Raw genomic sequence first — 22,781 nt, 5'->3', positions numbered from 1 at the left:
TGTATTGCATCATCTTTACTTTTAGAGGGTGCAAATTTACGTTTATTCTTTGTAAGCGAAAAGAGGAAGTATTTTTAATTCTGGGCTATGATTTAAAAATACTAAATATCATATTTCTTGCATTTTTTTATTGATGAAACTATTTTTACATCTTAATAATTGTACTATTATTAATAAAAAACTTTCCATAAATTATAGAATCTTAAAGCTTTTGTGTAAACTTTTCTTGAAACATCTCTTTTTTTAAGCTTTTCTATTTAATAAAGAGTAGCTATTACTGTTTAGCATCCTTAATAGCTCTTTGTTGCATTTTTTCGTTAGGCACAATAGCTACATTAACTCGTCTGTTTTTTGCTCTACCTTCTGGAGTTGTATTGTCGTATTTTGGTTGCGTTTCACCATACCAAAGTGTTTCGAATCTTGAACTTGCTATACCATCACTAATTAAATAATTGGTTACAGATTTAGCTCTTTTTTCTGATAAAAGCATGTTGTATTCTTCTTTACCTGAGCTGTCTGTATGACCAACTACCAAGATTTTTGTATCTGGAAAATCTGTAAATACTTTTGCTAATTTATCTAAAGTTGCTTGAGATTTTGTATTGATATTAGCTTTATTCGTATCAAAATACACACCACTATTTTCATCAAAAGTAACCACAATAGAATTGTCTACACGTTCTACTACAGCTCCAGGAATCTCTGTTTCAATTTTTTTAGCCTGCTCATCCATTCGTTTTCCGATCAAAACTCCTGCTCCACCACCAAGAACGCCACCAATAGCTGCACCAAGTTTACTATTTTTTCCATTCCCAACATTATTCCCAATTATAGCGCCCAAAAGAGCACCACCTGCAGCACCAATAACTGCACCTTTTTGTTTGTTGTTTGCATTTTTTGTGGCTTCACAATTGGTAAGGGTGCATATAATTGTTAAGGCTAATGTAAATGTGAATATATTTTTTATTGATTTTTTCATTGTATTTATTGTTTTAAAAATTGCATATTAATTAAAAATGGAGTTCCGTTTACATTTATTTTTTGTCTCCAAAACATTGAGGTTTCTGTTAATTCCTTTAAATCAATTCTATACCCTAAATTATCTTCATTATTTTTAGGTTTTAACAAAAAGTCATAATATCCAGAAACAGGATCTACCTCTTGAATAACAAAAATAAAATCTCTATTACCTTCATTACAATCTGTATCGTTTACAGTATACACACCAGTGTTATTGTTGGGCACAAATTTCCATGTACTACCTTCTAAACAATCTTTAGTTGTATCATTAAAAAAGGTAACATTGTAATCACCTGTTTTACTAAAAGTAATGTTGGTAAGTGTCCAATTGCCTTTGATAATTTTGTGCTTTGCTTTTATATTTTTTGATGCTCCACAAGACAGTAAAGTGAGCGTTACAAATAGTATTACTAGTTTTCTCATAAAATAAGTGTTTTCACAAAGTACGTTTAAATTAAATTATATTTTGGACTCATAAGATTAAAAAAATGCTCCATTTAAAAAGAAATCACCTTAATATTTCATTTAAGTATTTCTAATGCTTTTACTTAAACTATCCCTTAGTTTTTTGTTCGTAGTACAAATCTATTTAATCGGTTTTGCACAACAATTTTTTTTCGATAAAGTGAGTTAAAAGCTCTTTAAATTATAGAGAAATTTGAGTTAAAAATAAATTTCTTGTGCTACACGAAATGTATTAGCATGCGCTTCTACAACAATATTTACGTCTTTAGAATACCCACCACCCATGGAACACATTACAGGGATTTTTGAGTCAAAACAAGTTTGTAGCACAAAACGATCTCGTTCTTTGCAACCCTCTATAGAGAGTGAAAGTTTTCCTAATTTATCCGTTTCTAAAACATCAACACCACATAAATAATAGATAAAATCTGGTTTTTCTTGGTTGATAAGTTTCGGTAGAATTTCTTTTAAAATTGATAAATATTCATCAGTTTGAGTATCATTTTTTAAAGCGATATCTAAATCTGATTGTTCTTTTTCAAAAGGATAATTGCTTTTTCCATGCATAGAAAAGGTAAAAACAGTGTTATCATTTTTAAAAATTTCTGCAGTTCCATTTCCCTGATGTACATCTAAATCAACAATTAATATTTTTTGAGTAAGACCTTTATTTTGTAAATATTTTGCTCCAATTGCTTGGTCATTTAGCATACAAAAAGCCTCTCCACGATTAGAAAAAGCATGATGTGTACCACCTGCAATGTTCATTGCAATTCCGTTTTGCAATGCAAATTCAGAGGCTTTCATAGTACCATCTGCAATAATCATTTCACGTTCAATTAAAACTTCTGATAAAGGGAAACCAATTTTTCTAGCTGCTTTTTGGTTAAGAGTAATGTTTAATAAATCGAAAAAATATTCAGGCTCATGAACAGTAAAAAAGTGTTTGTTGTCAGGAATTTCAGGTTCAAAGAAATTTTCTGGATTACAAGTGCCTTCATACAATAATTGTTGGGGCAGCAAATCATATTTTTCCATAGGAAAACGATGCCCTTCTTTTAAAGGATGGTTGTAAATAGGATGATGTGCTATTTTTAGCATTAACTAACTTCCTGCCCGTTTTTAACAGCCTTTTCAGGGGCAACAAAAGCCAATTTTCCATCAGGTGTATCTGTCATTAAAATCATACCCTGGCTTTCTACTCCTCTAATTTTTCTTGGTGCCAAGTTTACCAAAACTGAAACTTGCTGACCAATAACATCTTCAGGAGAAAAACTCTCTGCAATACCAGAAACAATGGTTCTTGTATCGATACCAACATCAACTTTAAGTTTTAATAACTTTTTGGTTTTAGCCACTTTTTCAGCTTCTAAAATAGTACCAATTCTGATGTCTAATTTAGTAAAATCATCAAATTCTATGGTTTTTTTTTGAGGAGTTACCACTTTATTTTCTTGCTCATTAGCCAATTTTGTTGCTTCTAACTTTGCTAATTGTGCATCAATGGTTTTGTCTTCTATTTTAGAGAAAAGTAATTCTGCTTTGTTAATTTGATGATTTGCTGGTATTAAAATATCTTTTTCAGTGATGTCTTTCCAAGAGTTCTCGACTGCGCTCGAACTGACATTTAAAATTGATTTTAATTTTGATGATGTAAAAGGTAAAAACGGTTCAGAAACCACAGCCAAGGCACTAGCTATTTGTAATGCAACATACATAATAGTTTTTACACGCTCTTCATCAACTTTAATCACTTTCCAAGGTTCTTCATCTGCCAAATATTTGTTTCCTAATCTGGCTAAATTCATCAATTCTTGAGAGGCTTCTCTAAAACGATATCTTTCTATAGATTTACCAATGATATTTGGAAACTCTTTTACTGCCGCTAAAACATCTTCATCAACTTCTGTAAAATTGTTGGGTTCTGGTATAATTCCACTATAATATTTATTGGTTAACACCACAACTCTATTGATGAAATTCCCAAAAATAGCCACCAATTCGTTGTTGTTTTTTGCCTGAAAATCTTTCCAAGTAAAATCGTTGTCTTTACTTTCTGGTGCGTTTGCAGTTAAAGTATATCTTAAAACATCTTGTTGATTCGGAAAATCTTCTAAATATTCGTGCAACCAAACTGCCCAGTTTTTAGAGGTGGATAGTTTGTTACCTTCTAAATTTAAAAATTCATTTGCAGGTACATTATCTGGCAAAATAAAATCGCCATGCGCTTTTAACATTGATGGAAAAATAATACAGTGAAACACAATATTATCTTTCCCTATAAAATGAACTAGTTTCGTATCGTCTTTTTTCCAATAATCTTCCCAGTTTTTACCTTCTCTTGCAGCCCATTCTTTGGTTGATGAAATGTAGCCAATTGGAGCATCAAACCAAACGTATAATACCTTGCCTTCAGCACCTTCAACTGGCACTGGAATTCCCCAATCCAAATCGCGTGTAACTGCTCTAGGACGCAAACCATCTTCAACCCAAGATTTTACTTGTCCGTAAACATTAGGTTTCCAGTCTTTTTTATGTCCTTTTAAAACCCATTCACGTAAAAAATCTTCGTGTTTATCTAAGGGTAAAAACCAGTGTTTGGTTTCTTTTACGGTGGGTACGTTTCCTGTTATAGCAGATTTCGGATTGATTAAATCAGTAGCATTATGACTTGTTCCACAGTTTTCACATTGGTCTCCATAACTTTCTTCAAATCCACATTTTGGGCAAGTTCCTACAACAAATCTGTCTGCTAAAAACTGATTTGCCTCAGCATCATACAATTGCGCAGTAACCTCTTCTACAAACTCGCCATCATCATACATTTTAGTAAAAAACTCTGATGCAGTTTGGTGATGAATTTTAGATGAAGTTCTTGAATAGTTATCAAACGAAATTCCAAAATCAGCAAAAGATTTTTTTATGATTGTATGGTATTTATCAATTATATCTTGTGGAGAAACACCTTCTTTTTTTGCTCTCATTGGTATGGCTACACCATGTTCATCAGACCCACAGATGTATGCAACATCTTTACCAATGTTACGTAGATAACGTGCGTAAATATCTGCTGGAACATAAACCCCTGCTAAATGCCCAATATGAATTGGTCCATTGGTATAAGGTAATGCAGCTGTAATTGTATATCTTTTTGGTGTACTCATCATAAGAAAATTTCGTTTGGCAAAAATAGAACTATTTTTACTTTATTTTCTTATTGAAATGAATCAATTAATCTTCAAAAATTTCACCGACATTAAATGATAAATCTGGAAAAATTGTGCTTGTAGCAGTTTCTTCTTCTATTAGCGGTTTTAGACCAATATAAATATCATCAATTAAAACAAAACGATAAATTACTTTTTCATGATAATCTACAATCCAATATTCTTTTACGCCATTTTCTTCGTACAATTCGTACTTGTTTTTCATCTCTTTTTTAGAGTTACCAGGCGATAAAATTTCGATGATTAAATCTGGTGCACCAATACAACCTCTTATATCGAGTTTATCTCTATCACAAATTACACAAATATCAGGCTGAAAAACATTAATAATATCCTCGTCTTTGGTGGAGTTTTTTCTTTTATCAATTAAGCGTACATCAAAAGGAGCCATATAAACTTCACAATTAGACTTATGAAAATGATTTAGAAATACTCTGCTCAATTGACTTACTATTTTTTGATGAGTTCTTGAAGGTGCAGGAGACATTTTAAAGACCTTCCCTTTTAAAATTTCAATGCGTTCTTTAAATCGCCATTGTAAATAATCTGCGTAGGTATAGGTTTTATCGTAATCTAAGATTGGTTCTTCAACTTTATTTTCCATATCCTTTTGTTTTTTTATAAAGTTACAATTTTTTAGAACAGTCGCAAAATTAGGATTATATCAGTATTTTTGATTTTATAATTTATGTAAACTATATGAAAAAGCTTACTTTTTTATTCTTTTTGATTGTCGCTACTACAAATGCTCAAGAAAAATTAAAAACTCCACCTTATTTAAAAATAGGTGATACTATTGCAATTGTTGCACCTGCTGGTATTTTAAAAAATAGACAAGCAACTATTGAAAAAGCTAAAAAATTAGCCCAAAGTTGTGGATTAAAAGTGGTTTTGGGTAAAAATATGTTTAATAATGGAAATCATTTTGCAGGTTCTGATGATGAGCGCTGTCAAGATTTTCAGGAAGCTTTAGACAACCCAAATATCAAAGCTATTTGGGCTGCAAGAGGTGGTTATGGCTCTGTAAGAATTTTAGATAAATTAGATTTTACAAAATTTCTAGAAAATCCAAAATGGGTTATTGGTTATTCAGATATTACAGCTTTTCATAACCATATTCATAACTTAGGTGTAGAAACTTTACACGGAATGATGGCAAGCAGTTTAGAGGAAGAACCATCAGCAATTATTGAAACAATTTCAAGCTTTAAGAATGCACTTTTTGGTGAGGAAATATCGTATACAATACCATCATCTAAATACAATAGAATTAAAAAATCAAACGAAATTCATGGACAATTGATAGGTGGGAATTTAGCCATTTTAACCTCAATGTTAGGTTCTGATAGTCAGTTGAATACTGAAAGTAAAATTTTGTTTATTGAAGAAATTGGGGAGTATAAATACGCTATAGATAGAATGTTGCAAAGTTTAAAACGTGCAGGATATTTTACAAAAGTACAAGCTGTTATTGTAGGTAATATGACTTCCATTAAAAAGAATTCCACAAAATGGGGTAGTTCTATTGAACAACTTATTCTAGATACAGTTCCCAGCGATATACCTGTTTTATTTGATTTTCCTGCTGGTCATGAAGCTGATAATAGAGCTTTGATTTTTGGGAGAGATATTCAGTTGACAGTTGGCAATATGCAGTATTCAGTAAAGTTTGTAGATTAAAATTATTTTTTTATTTCTTCCAAAATTTTTCTAGATAATTCCTTACCATTTTTGTCAATTTTAACAAACCAAACATTTGTTTTACATTTTCTATTGACATCAGTATTGTTTGGGCATTCTTGCTTTGTGCCTTTTAATAAAAAACCTTTATCTGTTTTTTCTGCTGAAAAACCATATTCGTTATAGAAATCTCCATACGTATTTTGCCAAATTTTGTTTCCTTTTTTATCAGTTTTAATAACAAACATATCATAATTACCATTTCCATAAGAACTTGTAGAACCAATAATTAAATAGCCATCTTTTGTGGCTAAAATAGAATTTGCTTTATCATAACTTTTACCTCCAAACTTTTTAAACCAAATTTCGTTTCCATTTGCATAATTTTTTGTTAACAAAATAGTTGAAGAATTTCCGTTTGTAGAACCAATTGTGGTAACTTGAATTGAGCCATTTTCTGTTTTGATTTTAGGTTGAAATTTTAGATTTGTTTTCTTCTTGAATTTGATATTTAAAACTCTATTTGTTGTCAATAAAATTTCTGTAACCCTATTAAATTGATCTCTTTGTATTTTTAAAATATAATCATTTATCAATAATTCATTTCTGTTTAAAATCTCAAGCTTTGATAACCTTTTTCTTTTACCAAAAGAAATTTTAAGCTGGTTGTCTTTCTCTAAATTTATATTAAAAAACACTTCTAATTCCTTAGAATAATATTTACCAACATAGCTTTCTAAATCTGCTTGTGTTGGTTTTTTACCTGCAATTTTTTTATATATTGATATTTTTCCAGATTCGTAAAAAACATTCAATTCATTTTTAAAGAAACCGACTTTTACATTCGGATTTCTTTTCATCTTATAAATATTTTGATTCTCTTGAACTAATTCTCTTGGATTATTATTTCCATTTCTCCAAAACAGTTTGTTTTCGTTTTTTTCAATTCGAATTAAATATGATCCTGGAGAAGTATATTGCCCCACAATATCATTAACCAGACTTAAATTTTGAGTGTTTTTAATTTTATCATCATAATTATTTTTCAACTCTTTAGAAGGCAACAAAACATTCGCAATTTCATCTGCAATTGCACCACTCCAAATTCTGCTATTGCTACTCATCACAAAAACAGTTATTTTTTCTTCTAAATATCTTACAACTTGAGAGTGATAAGAACCTGTTCCTCCTGAATGATGAACCGCATTTCTATTGAGTCTATCTTCTAATTCTAAACCAAAACCATAGGTTGCGATTTCGCTATTTTTTATAGGTTTTTGACTTTCGATTAATAGTCGATTGTTGTTATAATTTGCGTTTTGAACAGCTTGTTCAAATAGTAATTGGTCTTCTAAAGAAGTAAATAAAAATCCATCACCATACAAATTTGTAATCATTGGATATTGCTGCCAAACACCATCTCCCCAATCTGAATATGGCAAAACGATATTAGGAATTACATGCATATAATCTTTTAGAAATTGGGTGTTTTTCATTCCTAAATTTTCAAAAAAGTTTTTAGAATATTTATGAAAATCTTCTCTAGAAGCCACTGAAATAATTTTAGTTAAAATGGTATAACCAGAATTACTGTATAAATATCTAGAACCTGGTATGAAAGCTAAATCTTCTTGTTTTTCTAGCAATTCTAAAGCATCTTTATTATCTAAACCTTCTCTTCTCCACCAAGGATTTTGCTGAATGCTCATTAAATCGTAGAAATCTCGAATTCCACTTGTGTGATTTAGCAAATGTCTAATTTTTATTTTCTCCTTTACATTCGGGTAAAAAGTTGGTAAATATTTTCTAATATCATCTTCTAAACTTAATTTCTCTTCAATTGATAATTGTAAAATCATTAAAGCAGTAAATTGTTTTGCAGTTGATGCAATATTCGATACCGAATTTTTAGTTGCTTTAACTTGATGTTGTAAACTGGCTAATCCTTTCGATTTCTTATAAATAATTTTACCATCTTTTACAATCCCTAAAAAAAGAGCTGGATCATTATCATTTATTTTGGAGTTTAAAATCGAATCGATTTTTGATAATTCAGTTTGTTGCGCAGATAATAACATTGCGAAAAAAAGCATTACTGTAGTAATGTAAAGTTTCATAAGGATAAATTTGTTTTGATGCAAAGATGAAGTATAATTAGATTTTAAGCGCTTCAAATCTCGATTTGAGACTAATTTTTAGATAATTTTTGTATATAATCTTTGGGTGATATTCCTGTGCTTTTTTTAAATGCTCTGTTAAAAGTAGCTTTACTATTGAAACCACATTCAAGAGCAATGCCTAATAAAGTTGATGTTTTATGCTCACCATTTTTCAACTTTTCTTTTACAGCTTCAATTCTATAATGATTGATAAAGTCATTAAAGTTCATCTCAAATCCTGAATTGATACTACTAGAAATAGTTTTTGTATTTGTCTCTAATAATTTTGCTACATCAGAAAGTGATAGTTTTGGGTTTTTATAGACTTTCTCATCATATATTAATTGTAGAATTTTATCTTTCCAAAAATCAATATCAATACTTGTTACTGTTTGTTTTTCTTCTTCAATTAAAATAGGGTTTGTTATTTTTTGGGATACAAAAACAGAAGATTTAATGGTATTTTCATATCCTTTTAAGCCAATGTAAAAAGAAACAAAAGCAAAACTTAAAAAGTACCAAAAATGACTCCCAAATTCTGCCCATTGTTCATTAAAAATAAAAAATACTATTCTTAATATGATGAGTGTCAAAAAAGCGAATAAAAAATTTTGTATCCATTTAAATAAAATTGAATCAGCATAACTAACTGTATCAAAAATTACTTTTTTATACGTCTGATATGCTATCAAACTTTTGATTAAATAAAACGAAATAGAAACAAAACCAAGCAATTGATACCACTTTTTTAAGTCTTTGTCCCTGCCATCTGCGTAAAAATAAAATTCTTCTAAAATCAATTTATCAGTAACAAAAATAACGAGGCTATACAATAGGTATAAAATGGCTGGGATGAAATGAAACCACTCCTTTTTTGAAATTTTATAATCAGGATTTAATAAACATTTTGTGTAGCAATAAATGACAGGTCCAATTAGTAAAACCTGCATAAAAGGGATAAAATATAGAATTTCTCTTGTAGATTTAATCGAATACCAGCCTGCATAACCTAACATATAAGGAGCAATATACATTGCACATAAAAACAATAAGAAACTTAACCATTTGCTGGCTTTATTACTATTATGAATTCCTTTTCTAAACAGCAAAAAAGAAAATACGATTCCATGAAAAAAGAAAATTAATAAGAGTGAGCTTTTTTGCCCAAATCCAAATGGGAAATTCATGAATAAGTTTAAAATTGAAAACTATCCAAACTTACAAAAAATCAGGAATTAAATCTCCTTCTACGCTATATGGTTCAAAACGTGCAAATAACTCTTCTGAATACCATTGTAATTCTCTTGTTTTTTTTACCATTTCTGCATGTTTTGGATTTTGATAAGCATAATTCATCATTGCATCAGCAGAACTCCACAAAGAAAACGTGGCTTGCATTAATAAAGGGAATTCGCCAATTCCTTTAGAGAACACCAACTCGTTATAACCTTCCATTGATTTAGAAACCGAAGGCACGTATTTCCAAAATGTAAAAGCTAATTTTGGTTTAATGGTAGCTCTAGTAATTACTGCTAATGGCTTGTTTTTATCCATTTGAATAGCACTTTTAAACGGATTTTGCTTACTCCATTCACCATGACTTTTTATGGTTTTCATAAACACAATACTAAACTTTGCAGCTGTATTTTTATACTTTTGCATTGCCTCTGATTTTACAAAATTTTGAGCCTGCTCTTCTGTATTAAACACAGTAACAAAGCCATAAGTAGAAAAATCGGGTTTTATAGAAAAACCATTACCACTGCCTGTGCCTAATGGTTTAAAAAATGTAAGTCCTTCAATTTTATCAATAGCAATTGGTGGTCTTCCCATTCTTGCTAAAGCCTGCCAGCAATTTTTAAATCCTTGATATTTAAAAAAAGAAATAACCGTAGTTTGATGCATGGTTTGTTTTTAACAAATTTAATTAATCTGTTTTTGATGGTTCTAAAATTTATGTTATAATTCTTAACTTCGTTTTATGGCACAACACAATGATTTAGGTGAAAAAGGAGAACAACTAGCAGTGGAGTTTTTAATCAAAAATGGTTATAAAATTCTCGAAAAAAACTACCGTTATTTAAAAGCTGAAGTTGATATTATTGCGCAAAAAAATGATACGCTTGCTGCTATTGAAGTAAAAACGAGAACCTCATCTTATTTTGGAAATCCGGAAGAATTTGTAAATCCGAAGAAAATAAAACTACTAATATCTGCTATTGACCATTATGTTGTAGAACGTGATTTAGATGTTGAAGTTCGTTTTGATATTATCGCCATTATCACCAATAAAAAAGAAACCAAAATTGAACATTTAGAAGATGCTTTTTTGCATTTTTAAGTTTTATTAAAAGCATATTTTTTAATCTTTTTGTGCGCTACAAATACAAGCAAAAACTGAAGAAAAAAGTTAAATAAAAATAGAATAAAACTCACAAAAAGATGGGTTTCCAAATCATTTTCTTTCCTAAAAAATAAAAACACAATGCATACCATAGATAATAAGTATGACCGAAAATTTGGATAAGCAGTAACTAACTTTAATGAATTTTCTTGTTTCTTATAAACTAAATAGGGAGAAAAATAATCAGCTTTATTTTCAGGAAGATATAATATTATATATTTATAATTATCTCTAGATTTTACACTTATAGATGTTCCGTTTTTTAAAAATGTCTTTTTAAACTCCTTTTTTGAATAGGGTATAAAATTTCTTTTAATATGATACAAAATGTTAAATTACAATTTCTCCAAAAATGCCTTTACGTCTTTAATAACATTAGGTTTTGCGATTATTTTTTTGTTTTTATCTAACACCAAATAGGTTGGTGTAGAATATACTTGGTAGGTTCTTGCTATTTCATTTTCCCATTTGTTTAAACCTAAAATATTGTGCCAGTCTTTTAAATTATTCTTGGCATATGTTTCCCAAACCATGGCATCGTTTTCTAAAGCAAAAGCTATTACCTTCATATTAGGTTTGGTTTTCATATAGGTATGCAATTGTGGAATTTCTCGCAAACAATGTGAACAACTTGTGCTCCAAAAAACTAATACATAATATTCTGCATCATTTAAAGTAGATAATTTTAAGTTGTTCCCTTTTTCTTTCCAAGAAAAATCAGGTGCAATTCTACCAACTTCAATAGCAAATAAAGCTAATTTTTCTTTCTTATACTTAGCATCCTGCAAAGCAACAGGCAACTTATTATAATGATTTTCATATAAATAGTCAATAATCTCTAGGTTTTTAGTTTCCTCAAACTGTTCTATGATAAACTGAATAATATCTCTCTTATAAGCTTCATCATCAATTTTAGAAAGTATGGTTTTTATAGATTTTTTATGCAATTCTTGTTGCTCTTTGTCATCTTCTGCATAATTGATATAAAAAATATAATCTAATATTCTATTGGTGAGAAATGATGAATTTCTAAGACTTTGGCTAGAAAAATCAAGTCCGTCAAAAAAAGTATTGGAAACATTGTCTAAATAAGCATTTACGGAGGTAAACATTTCAGGTGGATTTGTTCTTGCACTTGCTTTTATAAAAGGTGCAATATATTTATCTGCTGCTATTTTCTCGTAAATAGCTTGTATTGAATCTACTTTTTTTAAAGATTTCTGATAATCTTTGGTTAAATCTAACGTAGGATTTTTTAAAACAGCCACTTGAATAGAATCTAATTTTTGTTGCTCATTTGAAATATCTGATATAAAATCTGCATACATTTTATTCTCTGATGATGCAGCAAATGCAATTGACTGCTGAGGATACTCTGGATTAAAAATAAACGTAACATCTTCTTTATTAAAGAAAAAATCTACAAAACCAGCATCTTGCAATTTATAGGTGGCTCTATATGCCCCTGGTTTTGCAGAAGAAGGTAATGGTATCTCAAAACTGCTTACGGCTTGTTTATTTCCACCAATTATGATAGAATCTGTTTTTATGATGGCATTGTTTACAAAAATTTGTTTTGTACCCTCTAATCTGTACAATATTACCCAGTCTGTTTCTATTTTTGGACTCATAGAGCCTTTAATAGTGTATTGAGCATACGATATTGAAGAAATTAAAAGGAATAGGAATAGTAACTTTTTGATCATTTTTATCAATTTTATTTATTTTCTTTTCAAGAAACATACCAAAAATACCATTTCTCTATTAAATTGAATATATTGTATCGTTAAATTAATTGATTATGTCTTTTTCTGATAAAATTATATGGATTACTGGTGCTTCATCTGGAATAGGAAAAGCCTTGGCTGTTGAATTATCCAACCAAAATGCTACATTAATTTTATCTTCTCGCAAAAAAGAGGATCTAATGTTGGTTAAAAATGCCTGTAAAAATCCTGATGCTATAAAAATCATCACATTAGATTTAGAAAAACATTCAACTTTACAAACAAAAGCAGATAAAGCAATTGCCGCTTTTGGTACAATAGATATTTTAATAAATAATGGAGGTATTAGTCAACGTTCTTTTGCGAAAGATACAAGCCTTGAAGTGGACAGACGTATTATAGATATCAATTATTTAGGTACTGTAGCACTTACCAAAGCCATTTTACCCCATTTTATAAAACGTAAAAGTGGGCATTTTGTAACTACGAGTAGTATTGTTGGAAAAATAGGAACTCCTTTACGATCTAGTTATGCTGCTAGTAAACACGCTTTACATGGTTTTTTTGATAGTTTACGTGCAGAAATTTATAAAGATAATATTGCTGTAACATTAATTTGTCCGGGTTTTGTAAATACTAATATTTCTAAAAATGCATTAACTGGAAATGGTACTCCACAACAAAAAATGGACACTGCTACAAAAAACGGAATAGCACCAAATACATTTGCTAAATTGATGGTAAAATCAATACAGCAAAGGAAAGAAGAGGTATATATTTCTGGAGCAAAAGAAAAATTAGGTGTTTATGTAAAACGATTTATTCCAAAAATATTTTCTGTATTAATTAGAAAGATGAGTGTTACTTAATACCATAAAAATTATAGCTTAACCAAACTTTAATTCAAATTACGTTTTTTTAAAACCTCATGCAAATCATTAGTTGTTTTCGGTTTTTTGATGAGTTTGTATAAAAAATAAATAGGTATTAACATTGGTATAAAAAAACCTATCCTTTTTTTTGGAGCTAGTAGCCAAGAAACTACTCCAAAAATTAAAACACCTGCAATAAAACCAATGAATACTGCATGTATTATTTTTGATTTTTTTAATTTCTTTTTTTCTTCTAGTAGTTCTTTATCTGTTAATTTTAGTAAATCTTCTTTTTCCACATTTGTTCTTGTTTACAAATTATTAGTTAAAATAGTCTATAGCCTCAAAATAAGAAACAATAGCTTCCTTCATTAAAACAGTTTGTTCACCAGGCTTTAGGTTGGGTAATTCTGTAAGTACTTTATAATGAGGCCAGCCATCATCATCAAAAAAATCGAATTCGTAATAGCCATAAGGCTCTAAAAGTTTACATATAGCAATATGCATCAGGTTCATTTTTTCGTCTTTTTTAAACTTTCTATGGCCTTGCCCCAACTCTTGTACACCAATTAAGTAAATGATGCCGTCTACATTTAATTCATCTCCTTCAGAAAAATCATTGGTGAGTTGATTTACCAAAAACGTCCATTTTTCCTTTAAATTACTTACTTTATCCATCAGAATTATTTAAAACGTAAAGATACAATGTGCATTTTTAAATTGTAAAAATAAGATGTAGATTTACACAAATTATTTAAAATGAATGTTTTTGACATCATCATTGCAGTTATTTTGCTTTTTGCAGCTGTAAGAGGGTTTATGAAAGGGTTATTTTCTGAAGTGGCTTCTTTAATTGCTATTGTTGCTGGTGTATTTTGTGCGATTCATTTTTCGTATTATGTAGAGTATTTTTTGAATGATTCTGTTTTAAAATGGTCTCACCAAACCAATAAAATTGTAGCCTTTGCAGTTACATTCTTAGCTGTGGTACTTTTTATTATTTTTATAGGTAAAGTATTGACCAAATTGGCAGATATTACATCTTTAGGCTTTTTAAATAAAATTTTAGGTGGTGTTTTTGCGGTATTAAAATCGGCAATAATTCTTAGTGTTATTTTTCTGTTTTTTGATAAATTCAATAAAACTATACCTTTTGTAAGTGAAAAAACCTTGAATGAGTCTGTATTATACAATTCTGTGAGAACTATTGTACCTACTTTGTTTCCTGCAATTATGGATAAAGACAACCCGTCTTTAAAGTTTATTAAGTAAATTTTACTTTTTTCTAGTTACAATTTTATTAATTTTCGAATTCAGCTTTGTGTGTGTGTGTGGATTTTTAAATCATAAACTATTTTTATGTATAATATAATAAAATTAAATAAAAATATATAAACAATAGGTATAGCTTTGCAGCATCAAACAGAGCAACTAATGAACGTAGATATTTTAATTAGCAACCTAACAAATCCTGTTTTGTTATTCTTTGTTCTAGGGATTATCGCTACAGCAGTTAAAAGTGATTTAAAAATTCCTGAATCATCCTCAAAGTTTATTTCTTTATATTTATTATTTGCTATTGGTTTTAAAGGTGGACAAGAACTTTCGCATAACGAATTTGATAATGAAATTTTATATTCTATTATTTTTGCGGTTCTTTTATCATCTTTAGTACCTATTTATACTTTTTTTGTTTTAAAAAGTAAAGTCGGTGTGCCCAATGCAGGTGCTATTGCTGCTGCTTATGGTTCTGTAAGTGCTGTTACTTTTGTTACAGCTGTATCATTTTTAGAAAATCAAGGTGTAGAATTTGGTGGACATATGGTAGCTATTATGGCTATTATGGAGTCTCCTGCAATTATAGTTGGTGTATTGTTAATTATACTTTTTGATAAACATAGAAATAAAAATGAGTCCATACCAAAACTAGTAGCCCACTGTTTTACTGGAGGTAGCGTACTAATGTTAATAGGAAGTTTACTGATTGGTTTAATTGCAGATGCAAATCAAGCAAGAGGAATTGAGCCTTTTACAACCGATATTTTTAAAGGGTTTTTATCGCTTTTTTTGTTAGAAATGGGTATGGTTACTGCTAGTAGAATTAAAGGTTTTAAAAAACACGGTTTATTTTTATTCGTTTTTGGGATAATTGTTCCACTTTTTAATGGTATGATTGTGGCTTATTTAAGTGGCTTTATCACTGAAAGCCCAGGAAACCGTTTATTATTTGCCATTTTAGGAGCTGGAGCATCATATATTGCTGTGCCTGCCACTATGAAATTAGCAGAACCAAGAGCAGATGCTGGTATTTATATTCCTATGGCATTAGGAATTACTTTCCCTTTTAACATTACCATGGGAATGCCTATTTATTACGCAATTGTGCAACTATTTTAAATTGATTATACTTTATAAAAAAACCATCAAAACTTGCTTGTTTTGATGGTTTTTAATTTTATGAGAATTGGTGGTTAATCTAAATCTAGTGTAAAGATATCATCTAAATGCGCTGCACTATCCATAGATACACGTAAGTCTTTAATAACGCCATCTTTAAGCCCATATACCCAGCCATGAATTTCTAAACCTGAATCATCTTTCCAGGCTTGTTGCACTATTGAGGTTTTTGCCAAATCGTAAACTTGTGCTATAACATTTAATTCTACTAATCTATCAAAGCGTTTTTGATCGTCTTTTATCTTTTTTAGCTCAGTATAATTATCATTATACACCTCTTTGATATTTCTAATCCATTTGTTAATTAATCCTAAAGATTTATTTTGCATGGCAGCTTGTACACCTCCACAACCATAATGTCCACAAACTATAATATGTTTTACTTGCAAAGAATTCACAGCATAATCTAAAACGCTTAACATATTCATATCTGTATGAACTACCATATTTGCAATATTTCTATGCACAAAAATTTCACCAGGTAAAGTACCTGTAATTTGATTTGCTGGTACTCTGCTATCTGCACATCCAATCCATAAAACAGGTGGTTTTTGTTTTTCAGCAAGAATTTTAAAATAATTCTCATCTTTTTTATGCATCTCTGCAGCCCAATCTTTATTATTTTGTAATAATTGATGGTAGTATGTGTTTTTCATAAAGTATTTTTAGTATTTATCTTTTACATTTTTATTAATCCATTCTATACATTCATAAAAATGATTAAAAATGTGTTCTCTTGGAATAAAATCTGGAATAATATCAATTCTTTCCATCATATATTTAGGTTGTTCTTGTAAGCCTACAAACAACACATCAACCTTTTTATTTTTTAAATCTAACAACATATCTTCCATTGCGTACAAACCAGATTGATCCATGTAATGCATTCTAACCAATCGCATAATAATTATTGATGCTGTATCAGGTATTTGTGTTGCCAGTTGCTGAAAATCACTTGTAGATCCAAAAAATAATGGTCCTTTAACGTGTTTTATAAACACCTCTTCTTTTAATTCCTTTGGAAAACTCTTTTCGTCTTGCCATGATTTTTCATCGATCGCTTTTACCAAACTTCTTTTACCAGTAATGTCTCCAATTTTTTTCATAAACATTAAAGAGGCAATTACCAAACCAATACCCACTGCATAAATTAAATCCCAAAAGGTAGATAACAGCAAAACCACAAGCATTATTAACACTTCTGAACTTACTTTTATAAAACCAATTTTAAGGTCTTTTGGTAAATGCGGTATTGCTTTTAGTCCTTTATAATCCATAACACCAATACCAACTGTAATTAAAATACCCGCTAAAACAGCTGCTGGAATTTTAGATGCTACTGGCCCTAATAAAAGCATAATTATAAGTAACATTACCCCAGCTATCATACCTGATAATTTGGTTTTTCCGCCTGCATTAATATTAACTACAGTTCTTATTGTTGCTCCAGCTCCAGGAATTCCGCCAAAAATTGCAGCGATACTATTTCCAATTCCTTGTCCAACCAATTCTTTATTTGGTTGATGTTTGGTTTTGGTCATATTATCTGCAACCACACTTGTTAATAATGAATCTATAGCCCCTAAAAGCGATAAGGTAAGTGCGGTAAAAATATAAGGCGTTATCGTGCTGAAACTAAAATCAGTGATAATTTCCCATTTTGGGATGGGTATCCCTCCAGGTATTTCTTGAATTGTTCTATAATCTAAACTAAAACCAACTGCGATTCCAGACATTACTATTAATGCCACCAAAGTGCTTGGTATGGCTGTTGTTATTCGTTTAAAACCATAAATAATAACAATAGTACCTAATGCTAAAATAAGTTCTAACCAATTGACATTTTTAATGGCTCTAGAAAATACTCGAATAGCCCCAATGGTACCAGAAGCATTTTTAGCTGCTAGAGTTTGTGCTTCTCTATTTATATCTTCTGGAGTAATCTTTTCTGCTCTATTGATGGTTTCTTTAAAATCTTCTAAAACTAAAATACCTTCACCAGCTTCATCTTTTAAGATATTTTCTAAAATAACCTCTTCTGCTTGAGCTTTAAATTTAGCAACAAACTCAGTATCTTCTTTTGGATAATATCCTAATGATGGTAAAACTTGAGTTAATAAAATAATAACTCCGATTGCAGTCATAAACCCAGAAACTACAGGGTAAGGTATATAACGAATGTATTTACCCAAGCCTAAAAATCCTAGCCCTATTTGAAATAAACCCGCCAACAAGAATACTGATAAAATAGCAGGTAATGCTTTAGAAATATCACCATCATTAGCAGCTACAATTCCTGCAATTACCACCATACTCACAGCTGTCATTGGCGCTGTTGGTCCAGAAATTTGAGTATTTGTTCCACCAAAAAGAGCTGCAAAAAAACTTATAAAAATAGCACCATACAAACCTGCTGTTGGACCTAAACCAGAAGACACACCAAAGGCTAATGCTAATGGTAATGCAACAATACCAGCAGTTATCCCCCCAAAAGCATCACCTTTTAGTTTAGCAAAAAAGTTTTTCATTTATGTATTTGTTTGATTGATTTAAAGAAGCAAGTTAACAAATCTATTTTAAATGAAAAGTTCTTTTTTAAATTCTAAAAACAGTTTGATAGTCAATAAAGATTCTTAAATGTAAAGCAGGTTTAGTGTTTAAACTATTGAATTTTGAAAACTATTTTATAACAATCTAGGCAGTTTGTTCTTTTTTATTCTTGTTGTGTAACACTTCATAAATTTCTGCAATAGTTGTTTTGTTAGCAATGCATAATTTATCATTATATCTCTTTGTAATAAAGTCGGTAATATTATCACTATTTAAGTTAAACAATCTTTTACGTTTTTGACCTAAGATGATAAAATCTGGATTATAACGTTGAATATGCTCAGCTATCTCGTTTTTAACATTACCAAATACAATAGTATTTTTTACTGGAAAAAATTCGTTTTTAATGATACTTCTTACTAAGTTTTTTGCTTGTTGGTCGGTTTTTACAAACTCACTTTTTACACTTCTTATTGCTGAAAGCTGACTGTGTGTGGTAACAACTTCATTGGGTTTTTTTACACAAAATAACTCAACTGCACCATTAATCTCTTTCGCAACTTTAATGGCGTAAGCGATAGTATCTTTAGCATGATCTTTAAGATCTGAAAGTACTAAAACTTTGTGCTTATTTCTATTCATCTTGTATAAAACTTTGTTTTTACACTATTCTAAAACACAAAGTTAGCTGAAAATCTGTATTAGTTTTTATTTATATATTAAATGATGATTATAATATATTTTAATGGAATGTGATTATAAATCAACGTAAAAGTAAAAAGTTTTTTTGGCAATACAAAGGAAGAAAACCAACTTAAATTAGGTTAGTTAACTATTTTAAAAAGTATCAATTAATTTTATTTCTGATGCAATAATCCAACCCAATTTACCGTCAGCAATTTTAATTTTTTTCCAGTCATCTATTGTATCTAAAACAATAACTTTTGTACCTTCGTGTAAGGTAAAGACTTCATCTGAATTTAGTGTTGGTGCATTTCTAACTTCTGTTTCTTCGGCAAAAACAATTGCTTCTTTATTGTTTTGAGCAAAAGAATATTGTTGATAGGTAACTACGAAAGCAAACAATAATAAAATAAAACTCAAGGTACTAACCACAAAATAAAATCGTTTTTTTGGTGGTGTATTTGCGAAATAGTAGCGTAAAAACAAAAAACTACCCAAAAAAGAAAATACCACCACAACAATTGCCCATTGGTTATAAGAGAGCTTTTGCAAAAGGTTCTCATTAATTTTTTGAAATACTGTTTTAGGTAATTCTTCAATATTATCTAAAGCCAAACGTTTTGCAAAAATTAAGTTATTGGCTGCATCTTCGTTTAAAGGATTTAACTTTAATGCTTTTTCATAATAATATATTGATGGCCCAACTTTATTTAATTTGTAATAAGCATTACCTAAATTGTAAAATAGTTCAGAAGATACCATTCCTTGCGCTTCTACTTGTTCATACAATTCAATAGCTTCTACTATTTGATCATTTTTGTATAAATCGTTGGCATCTTTAAAAAGCTCAACTGTATTTTGAGCACATATAGTGTTGGTAATCATCAACAATAAAAAAAGAAAATTTTTCATCTTACAACTGTTTATCTAATTCAACGATTACTTGTTTAGCTCTTTCAAATTCTTGTTTCATTTCTGTATCGGTTACAGGTGTATAACGTGCAAAGTCCGACGCTTTTAAAACATCTATAAAGTGCTTAATTGTTGTTTCACTTATATTTTTTTCTTCTAAAATTTTGGTAATATTTTCTTTACTTATATCACCAGTTTCTACCCCTAATTTTGCTTTTAAATAATTATGCAAAGCACGCTCTAAAGCTTCGTAAAAAGCCTCTTTTTTACCTAGTTGTTTTTGTGCTTCAGATAAATATTTCTTTGCTAATTTTTCGGCTCTTCTTAATTTTAAACCAACAACATCGCTATTGCGTTTTTCGTTGTTTTTGGCAATAATAATACCTAAAGGTATAATGATTAATGGTAAGAAAAGTAAGATGTAAAATAGATTTGATTTATAAAAATCATCATTTTCACTCGTTTCTAAATCAGTTTGAGTTTGTATGTATCTGAAATTTTTACCCGTTAAAACAACTGCTTTCTTTTCTACAGAATTTGTTGTATTTGCAGGCAATTCTTTACCTTCTGTTACATCAACATACAAATCGTTTGTGTTAATAGATTCGTATTTTTTTGTTTTTGGATTAAAGTACGAAAAGCCAACACTTGGTATTTTGTACTTTCCTTTATATTGAGGCACAACCGTATATACATCTGTTACTGAGCCTCGTAAACCATCTGTAGCAATTCTTACGTTTTCCTTTCTTTCTGGTTGATATTTTTCTAATTCAACAGGAGTAGTAACTTCTGGCAATTCAAATAGTTTTAAGTTTCCTTTGCCTGAAATTGCTACTTTTATTTGTGAAGATTCATTGGCTTTTAGTACTTCTTTACTCAAAGAAACATCAAAATTAAATTGCCCAACTGCACCTGTAAAATTCTCTGGTTTACCCTCTAAAGGAAGACTTTTGGGGCTTACTACTTTTTTTGGTGATGCAAATTCTTTTCGAATATTCTTAGTAATCACGTTTCCAAAAAAGTCTGCTCTACCTGTTGGAACACCAATTACAATATCCATTTTCATGGGATCAATAGTTAATTTACCTGTTTTTGTAGGAATCAACAGTGCTTTTTGTAGTACAATATATCTGTAATCTTCACCATTGTATTTTCCCATTTTTACAGGAAAACCGTTGATTTTGATTTCTTGGTTCCAGAAACCATTATATTGTGGTGCTTCTGTAACAGAAGTATCATAAACACTTATGTTTTCACTTACATAGAGTCTGTATTCTACATAAATTCCTTCACCTACAAAGGGTTTTGCTTTAGAAATTTCTGCAACTAAATGAATATTTTGCTGTGCAATGTATTCTGGATCATTTGGATTACTTGGTAAATCAATAGCATCTAAAACCACCACTTTAATCATTTTAGAATTGAGTGTGGCTCCATTTAATTTTATACTAGCAGGACCAATAATTAACTCACCTTTTCTTTTAGGTTTTATAATATAACTATATGATTTTGAAAAACTAACTTTACCATTGATCCAAGATTGACTGATGGATTGACTTGGCCCTTGAATTACTCTAAAATCGTCGAATTTTGGTGGTGTAAAGTCATCTGCACCTTGTTTATTGACAGAAAATTCTATTCTTAAGCGTTGATTTAAGCCCAATTTATTCTTACTAACACTTACTTTTAATTCTGGTTTTTGAGCAGATAAAGAAAGTGTAAGTAAAGTTATCAATAGCGATATGTAAAATTTCAACTTCATCTTCTTCTTAAAGGGGTCTAATTTACCAATCTTTTTCTTGTTTTACCTTTTTACCTTTTGCTTTTTTGGCATTCATTTTCTTTTGTGTCTTTTTTTCCTCATTATTTAAACTTTCTAGCAACTGCTTAATCTGTTGAGGAGACATTTTTCCTTGTTGTGGTTTAGGCTTTTGTTTTTGATCTTTTTGATCATCTTTTTTAGGATCTTGCTTTTTGTCTTTATCCTTATCTCCTTCACCATCTTTATCTTTGTCGTCTTTATCCTTTTTATCTTTCTCATCATCACCATCTTTCTTGTCCTTGTCTTTATTCTTATCGTCTTTATCTTTGTTTTCTTTATCTTTTTTGTCTTTGTTATCTTTATTGTCCTTATTCTTATCGTCCTTATTTTCCTTATTCTGCTTGTCTAACAATTTTTTAGCAACTGCTAAATTGTAACGCGTTTCATCATCATTAGGATTATTTCTCAACGAATTTTTAAACGCCTCAACTGCACCTTGATAATTTTTGGTTTCCATCATAGCATTTCCTAAATTATGATAGGCTTCTGCTTTTGTGTACTTGTCTTCTGCGGTTTTTGCAGTTAATTCGTATTGAGGAACCGCTTCTTTAAAATTTTTATTTTGATACAAAGCATTACCCAAATTATAGCTAGCTTTATCGTAATTTGAGTTATTGCCTAAGGCTTTTTGATATGCCACAGAAGCATCTGTAAATTGTTTTTGTTGATACAATTTATTGCCTTGCCTCACCATTTTTCTTGCTTTACGTTGTTGAGCAATAGAATCTTTTTGTGCTACAATTTCTTTTGATGAAAATAGCATTAAGCAAAGCACTACGATGTTTAAATAAATTTTCATTAT

The 22,781-nt window shown here is 29.8% G+C and carries 22 protein-coding genes; 5 read left to right on the top strand and 17 right to left on the bottom strand.

Annotated features, from left to right (window positions below):
* Nucleotides 1–274: 274 nt before the first annotated feature.
* From ACTG3V_RS00870 to ACTG3V_RS00850, 5 genes are all read right to left on the bottom strand, one after another.
* The gene (locus tag ACTG3V_RS00870; RefSeq protein WP_439130226.1) at nt 275–979 is read right to left on the bottom strand and encodes an OmpA family protein; all 705 of its coding nucleotides are present in this window, start codon (nt 977–979) and stop codon (nt 275–277) included.
* 5 nt (nt 980–984) lie between these two features.
* Nucleotides 985–1,443, bottom strand: a complete 459-nt coding sequence (locus tag ACTG3V_RS00865) for a lipocalin family protein (RefSeq protein WP_439130225.1) — start codon at nt 1,441–1,443, stop codon at nt 985–987.
* 240 nt (nt 1,444–1,683) lie between these two features.
* A complete protein-coding gene (locus ACTG3V_RS00860) occupies nt 1,684–2,586 on the bottom strand; it encodes a histone deacetylase family protein (RefSeq protein ID WP_439130224.1) in 903 nt (300 codons plus the stop codon).
* Nucleotides 2,586–4,649 carry a methionine--tRNA ligase gene (gene metG, locus ACTG3V_RS00855; protein WP_439130223.1) on the bottom strand — a complete coding sequence of 688 codons (2,064 nt, stop codon included), beginning with the start codon at nt 4,647–4,649 and terminating at the stop codon, nt 2,586–2,588. Before metG ends, ACTG3V_RS00860 begins: the two co-directional genes overlap by 1 nt.
* A gap of 67 nt (nt 4,650–4,716) precedes the next feature.
* The gene (locus tag ACTG3V_RS00850) at nt 4,717–5,316 is read right to left on the bottom strand and encodes a Uma2 family endonuclease (RefSeq protein WP_439130222.1); all 600 of its coding nucleotides are present in this window, start codon (nt 5,314–5,316) and stop codon (nt 4,717–4,719) included.
* A gap of 95 nt (nt 5,317–5,411) precedes the next feature.
* Between ACTG3V_RS00850 and ACTG3V_RS00845 the strand changes: the two genes are divergently transcribed.
* Nucleotides 5,412–6,392 (top strand): S66 peptidase family protein, encoded by a 981-nt coding sequence (locus ACTG3V_RS00845; protein WP_439130221.1) that lies wholly within the window; start codon nt 5,412–5,414, stop codon nt 6,390–6,392.
* A gap of 2 nt (nt 6,393–6,394) precedes the next feature.
* On the opposite strand, the gene ACTG3V_RS00840 is transcribed toward ACTG3V_RS00845, so the two are convergent.
* From ACTG3V_RS00840 to ACTG3V_RS00830, 3 genes are all read right to left on the bottom strand, one after another.
* On the bottom strand, nt 6,395–8,509 hold the full coding sequence (locus tag ACTG3V_RS00840) for a serine hydrolase domain-containing protein (protein ID WP_439130220.1): 2,115 nt from the start codon (nt 8,507–8,509) through the stop codon (nt 6,395–6,397).
* 71 nt (nt 8,510–8,580) lie between these two features.
* Nucleotides 8,581–9,738: a helix-turn-helix domain-containing protein gene (locus ACTG3V_RS00835; RefSeq protein ID WP_439130219.1), complete on the bottom strand. Its 1,158-nt coding sequence runs from the start codon at nt 9,736–9,738 to the stop codon at nt 8,581–8,583.
* A gap of 31 nt (nt 9,739–9,769) precedes the next feature.
* Nucleotides 9,770–10,456: a hypothetical protein gene (locus ACTG3V_RS00830; protein WP_439130218.1), complete on the bottom strand. Its 687-nt coding sequence runs from the start codon at nt 10,454–10,456 to the stop codon at nt 9,770–9,772.
* A gap of 76 nt (nt 10,457–10,532) precedes the next feature.
* Here ACTG3V_RS00830 and ACTG3V_RS00825 point away from each other — a divergent pair, with 76 nt between their 5' ends.
* On the top strand, nt 10,533–10,892 hold the full coding sequence (locus ACTG3V_RS00825) for a YraN family protein (RefSeq protein ID WP_439130217.1): 360 nt from the start codon (nt 10,533–10,535) through the stop codon (nt 10,890–10,892).
* A gap of 398 nt (nt 10,893–11,290) precedes the next feature.
* Here the strand turns inward: ACTG3V_RS00825 and ACTG3V_RS00820 are convergent, their stop codons facing one another.
* Entirely contained in the window at nt 11,291–12,661 is a 1,371-nt protein-coding gene (locus tag ACTG3V_RS00820; protein ID WP_439130216.1) for a TlpA family protein disulfide reductase, read from the bottom strand.
* Between the two features lie 95 nt (nt 12,662–12,756).
* On the opposite strand from ACTG3V_RS00820, the gene ACTG3V_RS00815 reads away from it, so the two are divergent.
* Nucleotides 12,757–13,551 carry an SDR family oxidoreductase gene (locus tag ACTG3V_RS00815; protein WP_439130215.1) on the top strand — a complete coding sequence of 265 codons (795 nt, stop codon included), beginning with the start codon at nt 12,757–12,759 and terminating at the stop codon, nt 13,549–13,551.
* A gap of 29 nt (nt 13,552–13,580) precedes the next feature.
* On the opposite strand, the gene ACTG3V_RS00810 is transcribed toward ACTG3V_RS00815, so the two are convergent.
* Together ACTG3V_RS00810 and ACTG3V_RS00805 are read right to left on the bottom strand one after the other, a co-directional pair.
* Nucleotides 13,581–13,853: a hypothetical protein gene (locus ACTG3V_RS00810; RefSeq protein WP_439130214.1), complete on the bottom strand. Its 273-nt coding sequence runs from the start codon at nt 13,851–13,853 to the stop codon at nt 13,581–13,583.
* A gap of 22 nt (nt 13,854–13,875) precedes the next feature.
* Nucleotides 13,876–14,232, bottom strand: coding sequence for a hypothetical protein (locus ACTG3V_RS00805; protein WP_439130213.1), 357 nt, complete (start codon nt 14,230–14,232; stop codon nt 13,876–13,878).
* A gap of 81 nt (nt 14,233–14,313) precedes the next feature.
* On the opposite strand from ACTG3V_RS00805, the gene ACTG3V_RS00800 reads away from it, so the two are divergent.
* Together ACTG3V_RS00800 and ACTG3V_RS00795 are read left to right on the top strand one after the other, a co-directional pair.
* Nucleotides 14,314–14,826 (top strand): CvpA family protein, encoded by a 513-nt coding sequence (locus ACTG3V_RS00800; RefSeq protein WP_439130212.1) that lies wholly within the window; start codon nt 14,314–14,316, stop codon nt 14,824–14,826.
* A 162-nt stretch (nt 14,827–14,988) separates the two neighbouring features.
* Nucleotides 14,989–15,951, top strand: a complete 963-nt coding sequence (locus ACTG3V_RS00795; RefSeq protein ID WP_439130211.1) for a sodium-dependent bicarbonate transport family permease — start codon at nt 14,989–14,991, stop codon at nt 15,949–15,951.
* A 74-nt stretch (nt 15,952–16,025) separates the two neighbouring features.
* Here the strand turns inward: ACTG3V_RS00795 and can are convergent, their stop codons facing one another.
* The 6 genes from can to ACTG3V_RS00765 form a co-directional block, all read right to left on the bottom strand.
* Nucleotides 16,026–16,667: a carbonate dehydratase gene (gene can / locus ACTG3V_RS00790; protein WP_439130210.1), complete on the bottom strand. Its 642-nt coding sequence runs from the start codon at nt 16,665–16,667 to the stop codon at nt 16,026–16,028.
* A gap of 9 nt (nt 16,668–16,676) precedes the next feature.
* A complete protein-coding gene (locus tag ACTG3V_RS00785) occupies nt 16,677–18,539 on the bottom strand; it encodes a SulP family inorganic anion transporter (protein WP_439130209.1) in 1,863 nt (620 codons plus the stop codon).
* A 166-nt stretch (nt 18,540–18,705) separates the two neighbouring features.
* The gene (locus ACTG3V_RS00780) at nt 18,706–19,203 is read right to left on the bottom strand and encodes a universal stress protein (protein WP_439130208.1); all 498 of its coding nucleotides are present in this window, start codon (nt 19,201–19,203) and stop codon (nt 18,706–18,708) included.
* Between the two features lie 195 nt (nt 19,204–19,398).
* Nucleotides 19,399–20,157 carry a tetratricopeptide repeat protein gene (locus ACTG3V_RS00775; RefSeq protein ID WP_439130207.1) on the bottom strand — a complete coding sequence of 253 codons (759 nt, stop codon included), beginning with the start codon at nt 20,155–20,157 and terminating at the stop codon, nt 19,399–19,401.
* Nucleotide 20,158: 1 nt separating this feature from the next.
* A complete protein-coding gene (locus ACTG3V_RS00770) occupies nt 20,159–21,892 on the bottom strand; it encodes a BatD family protein (protein WP_439130206.1) in 1,734 nt (577 codons plus the stop codon).
* A 49-nt stretch (nt 21,893–21,941) separates the two neighbouring features.
* A complete protein-coding gene (locus tag ACTG3V_RS00765; protein ID WP_439130205.1) occupies nt 21,942–22,778 on the bottom strand; it encodes a tetratricopeptide repeat protein in 837 nt (278 codons plus the stop codon).
* Nucleotides 22,779–22,781 lie beyond the last annotated feature (3 nt).

Origin of the sequence: Polaribacter sp. (genome assembly GCF_965660385.1) — a bacterium.
GTDB lineage: Bacteria > Bacteroidota > Bacteroidia > Flavobacteriales > Flavobacteriaceae > Polaribacter.
The sequence above is the reverse complement of the archived record's forward strand: the minus strand, read 5'-3'. Positions and strand labels throughout refer to the sequence as shown.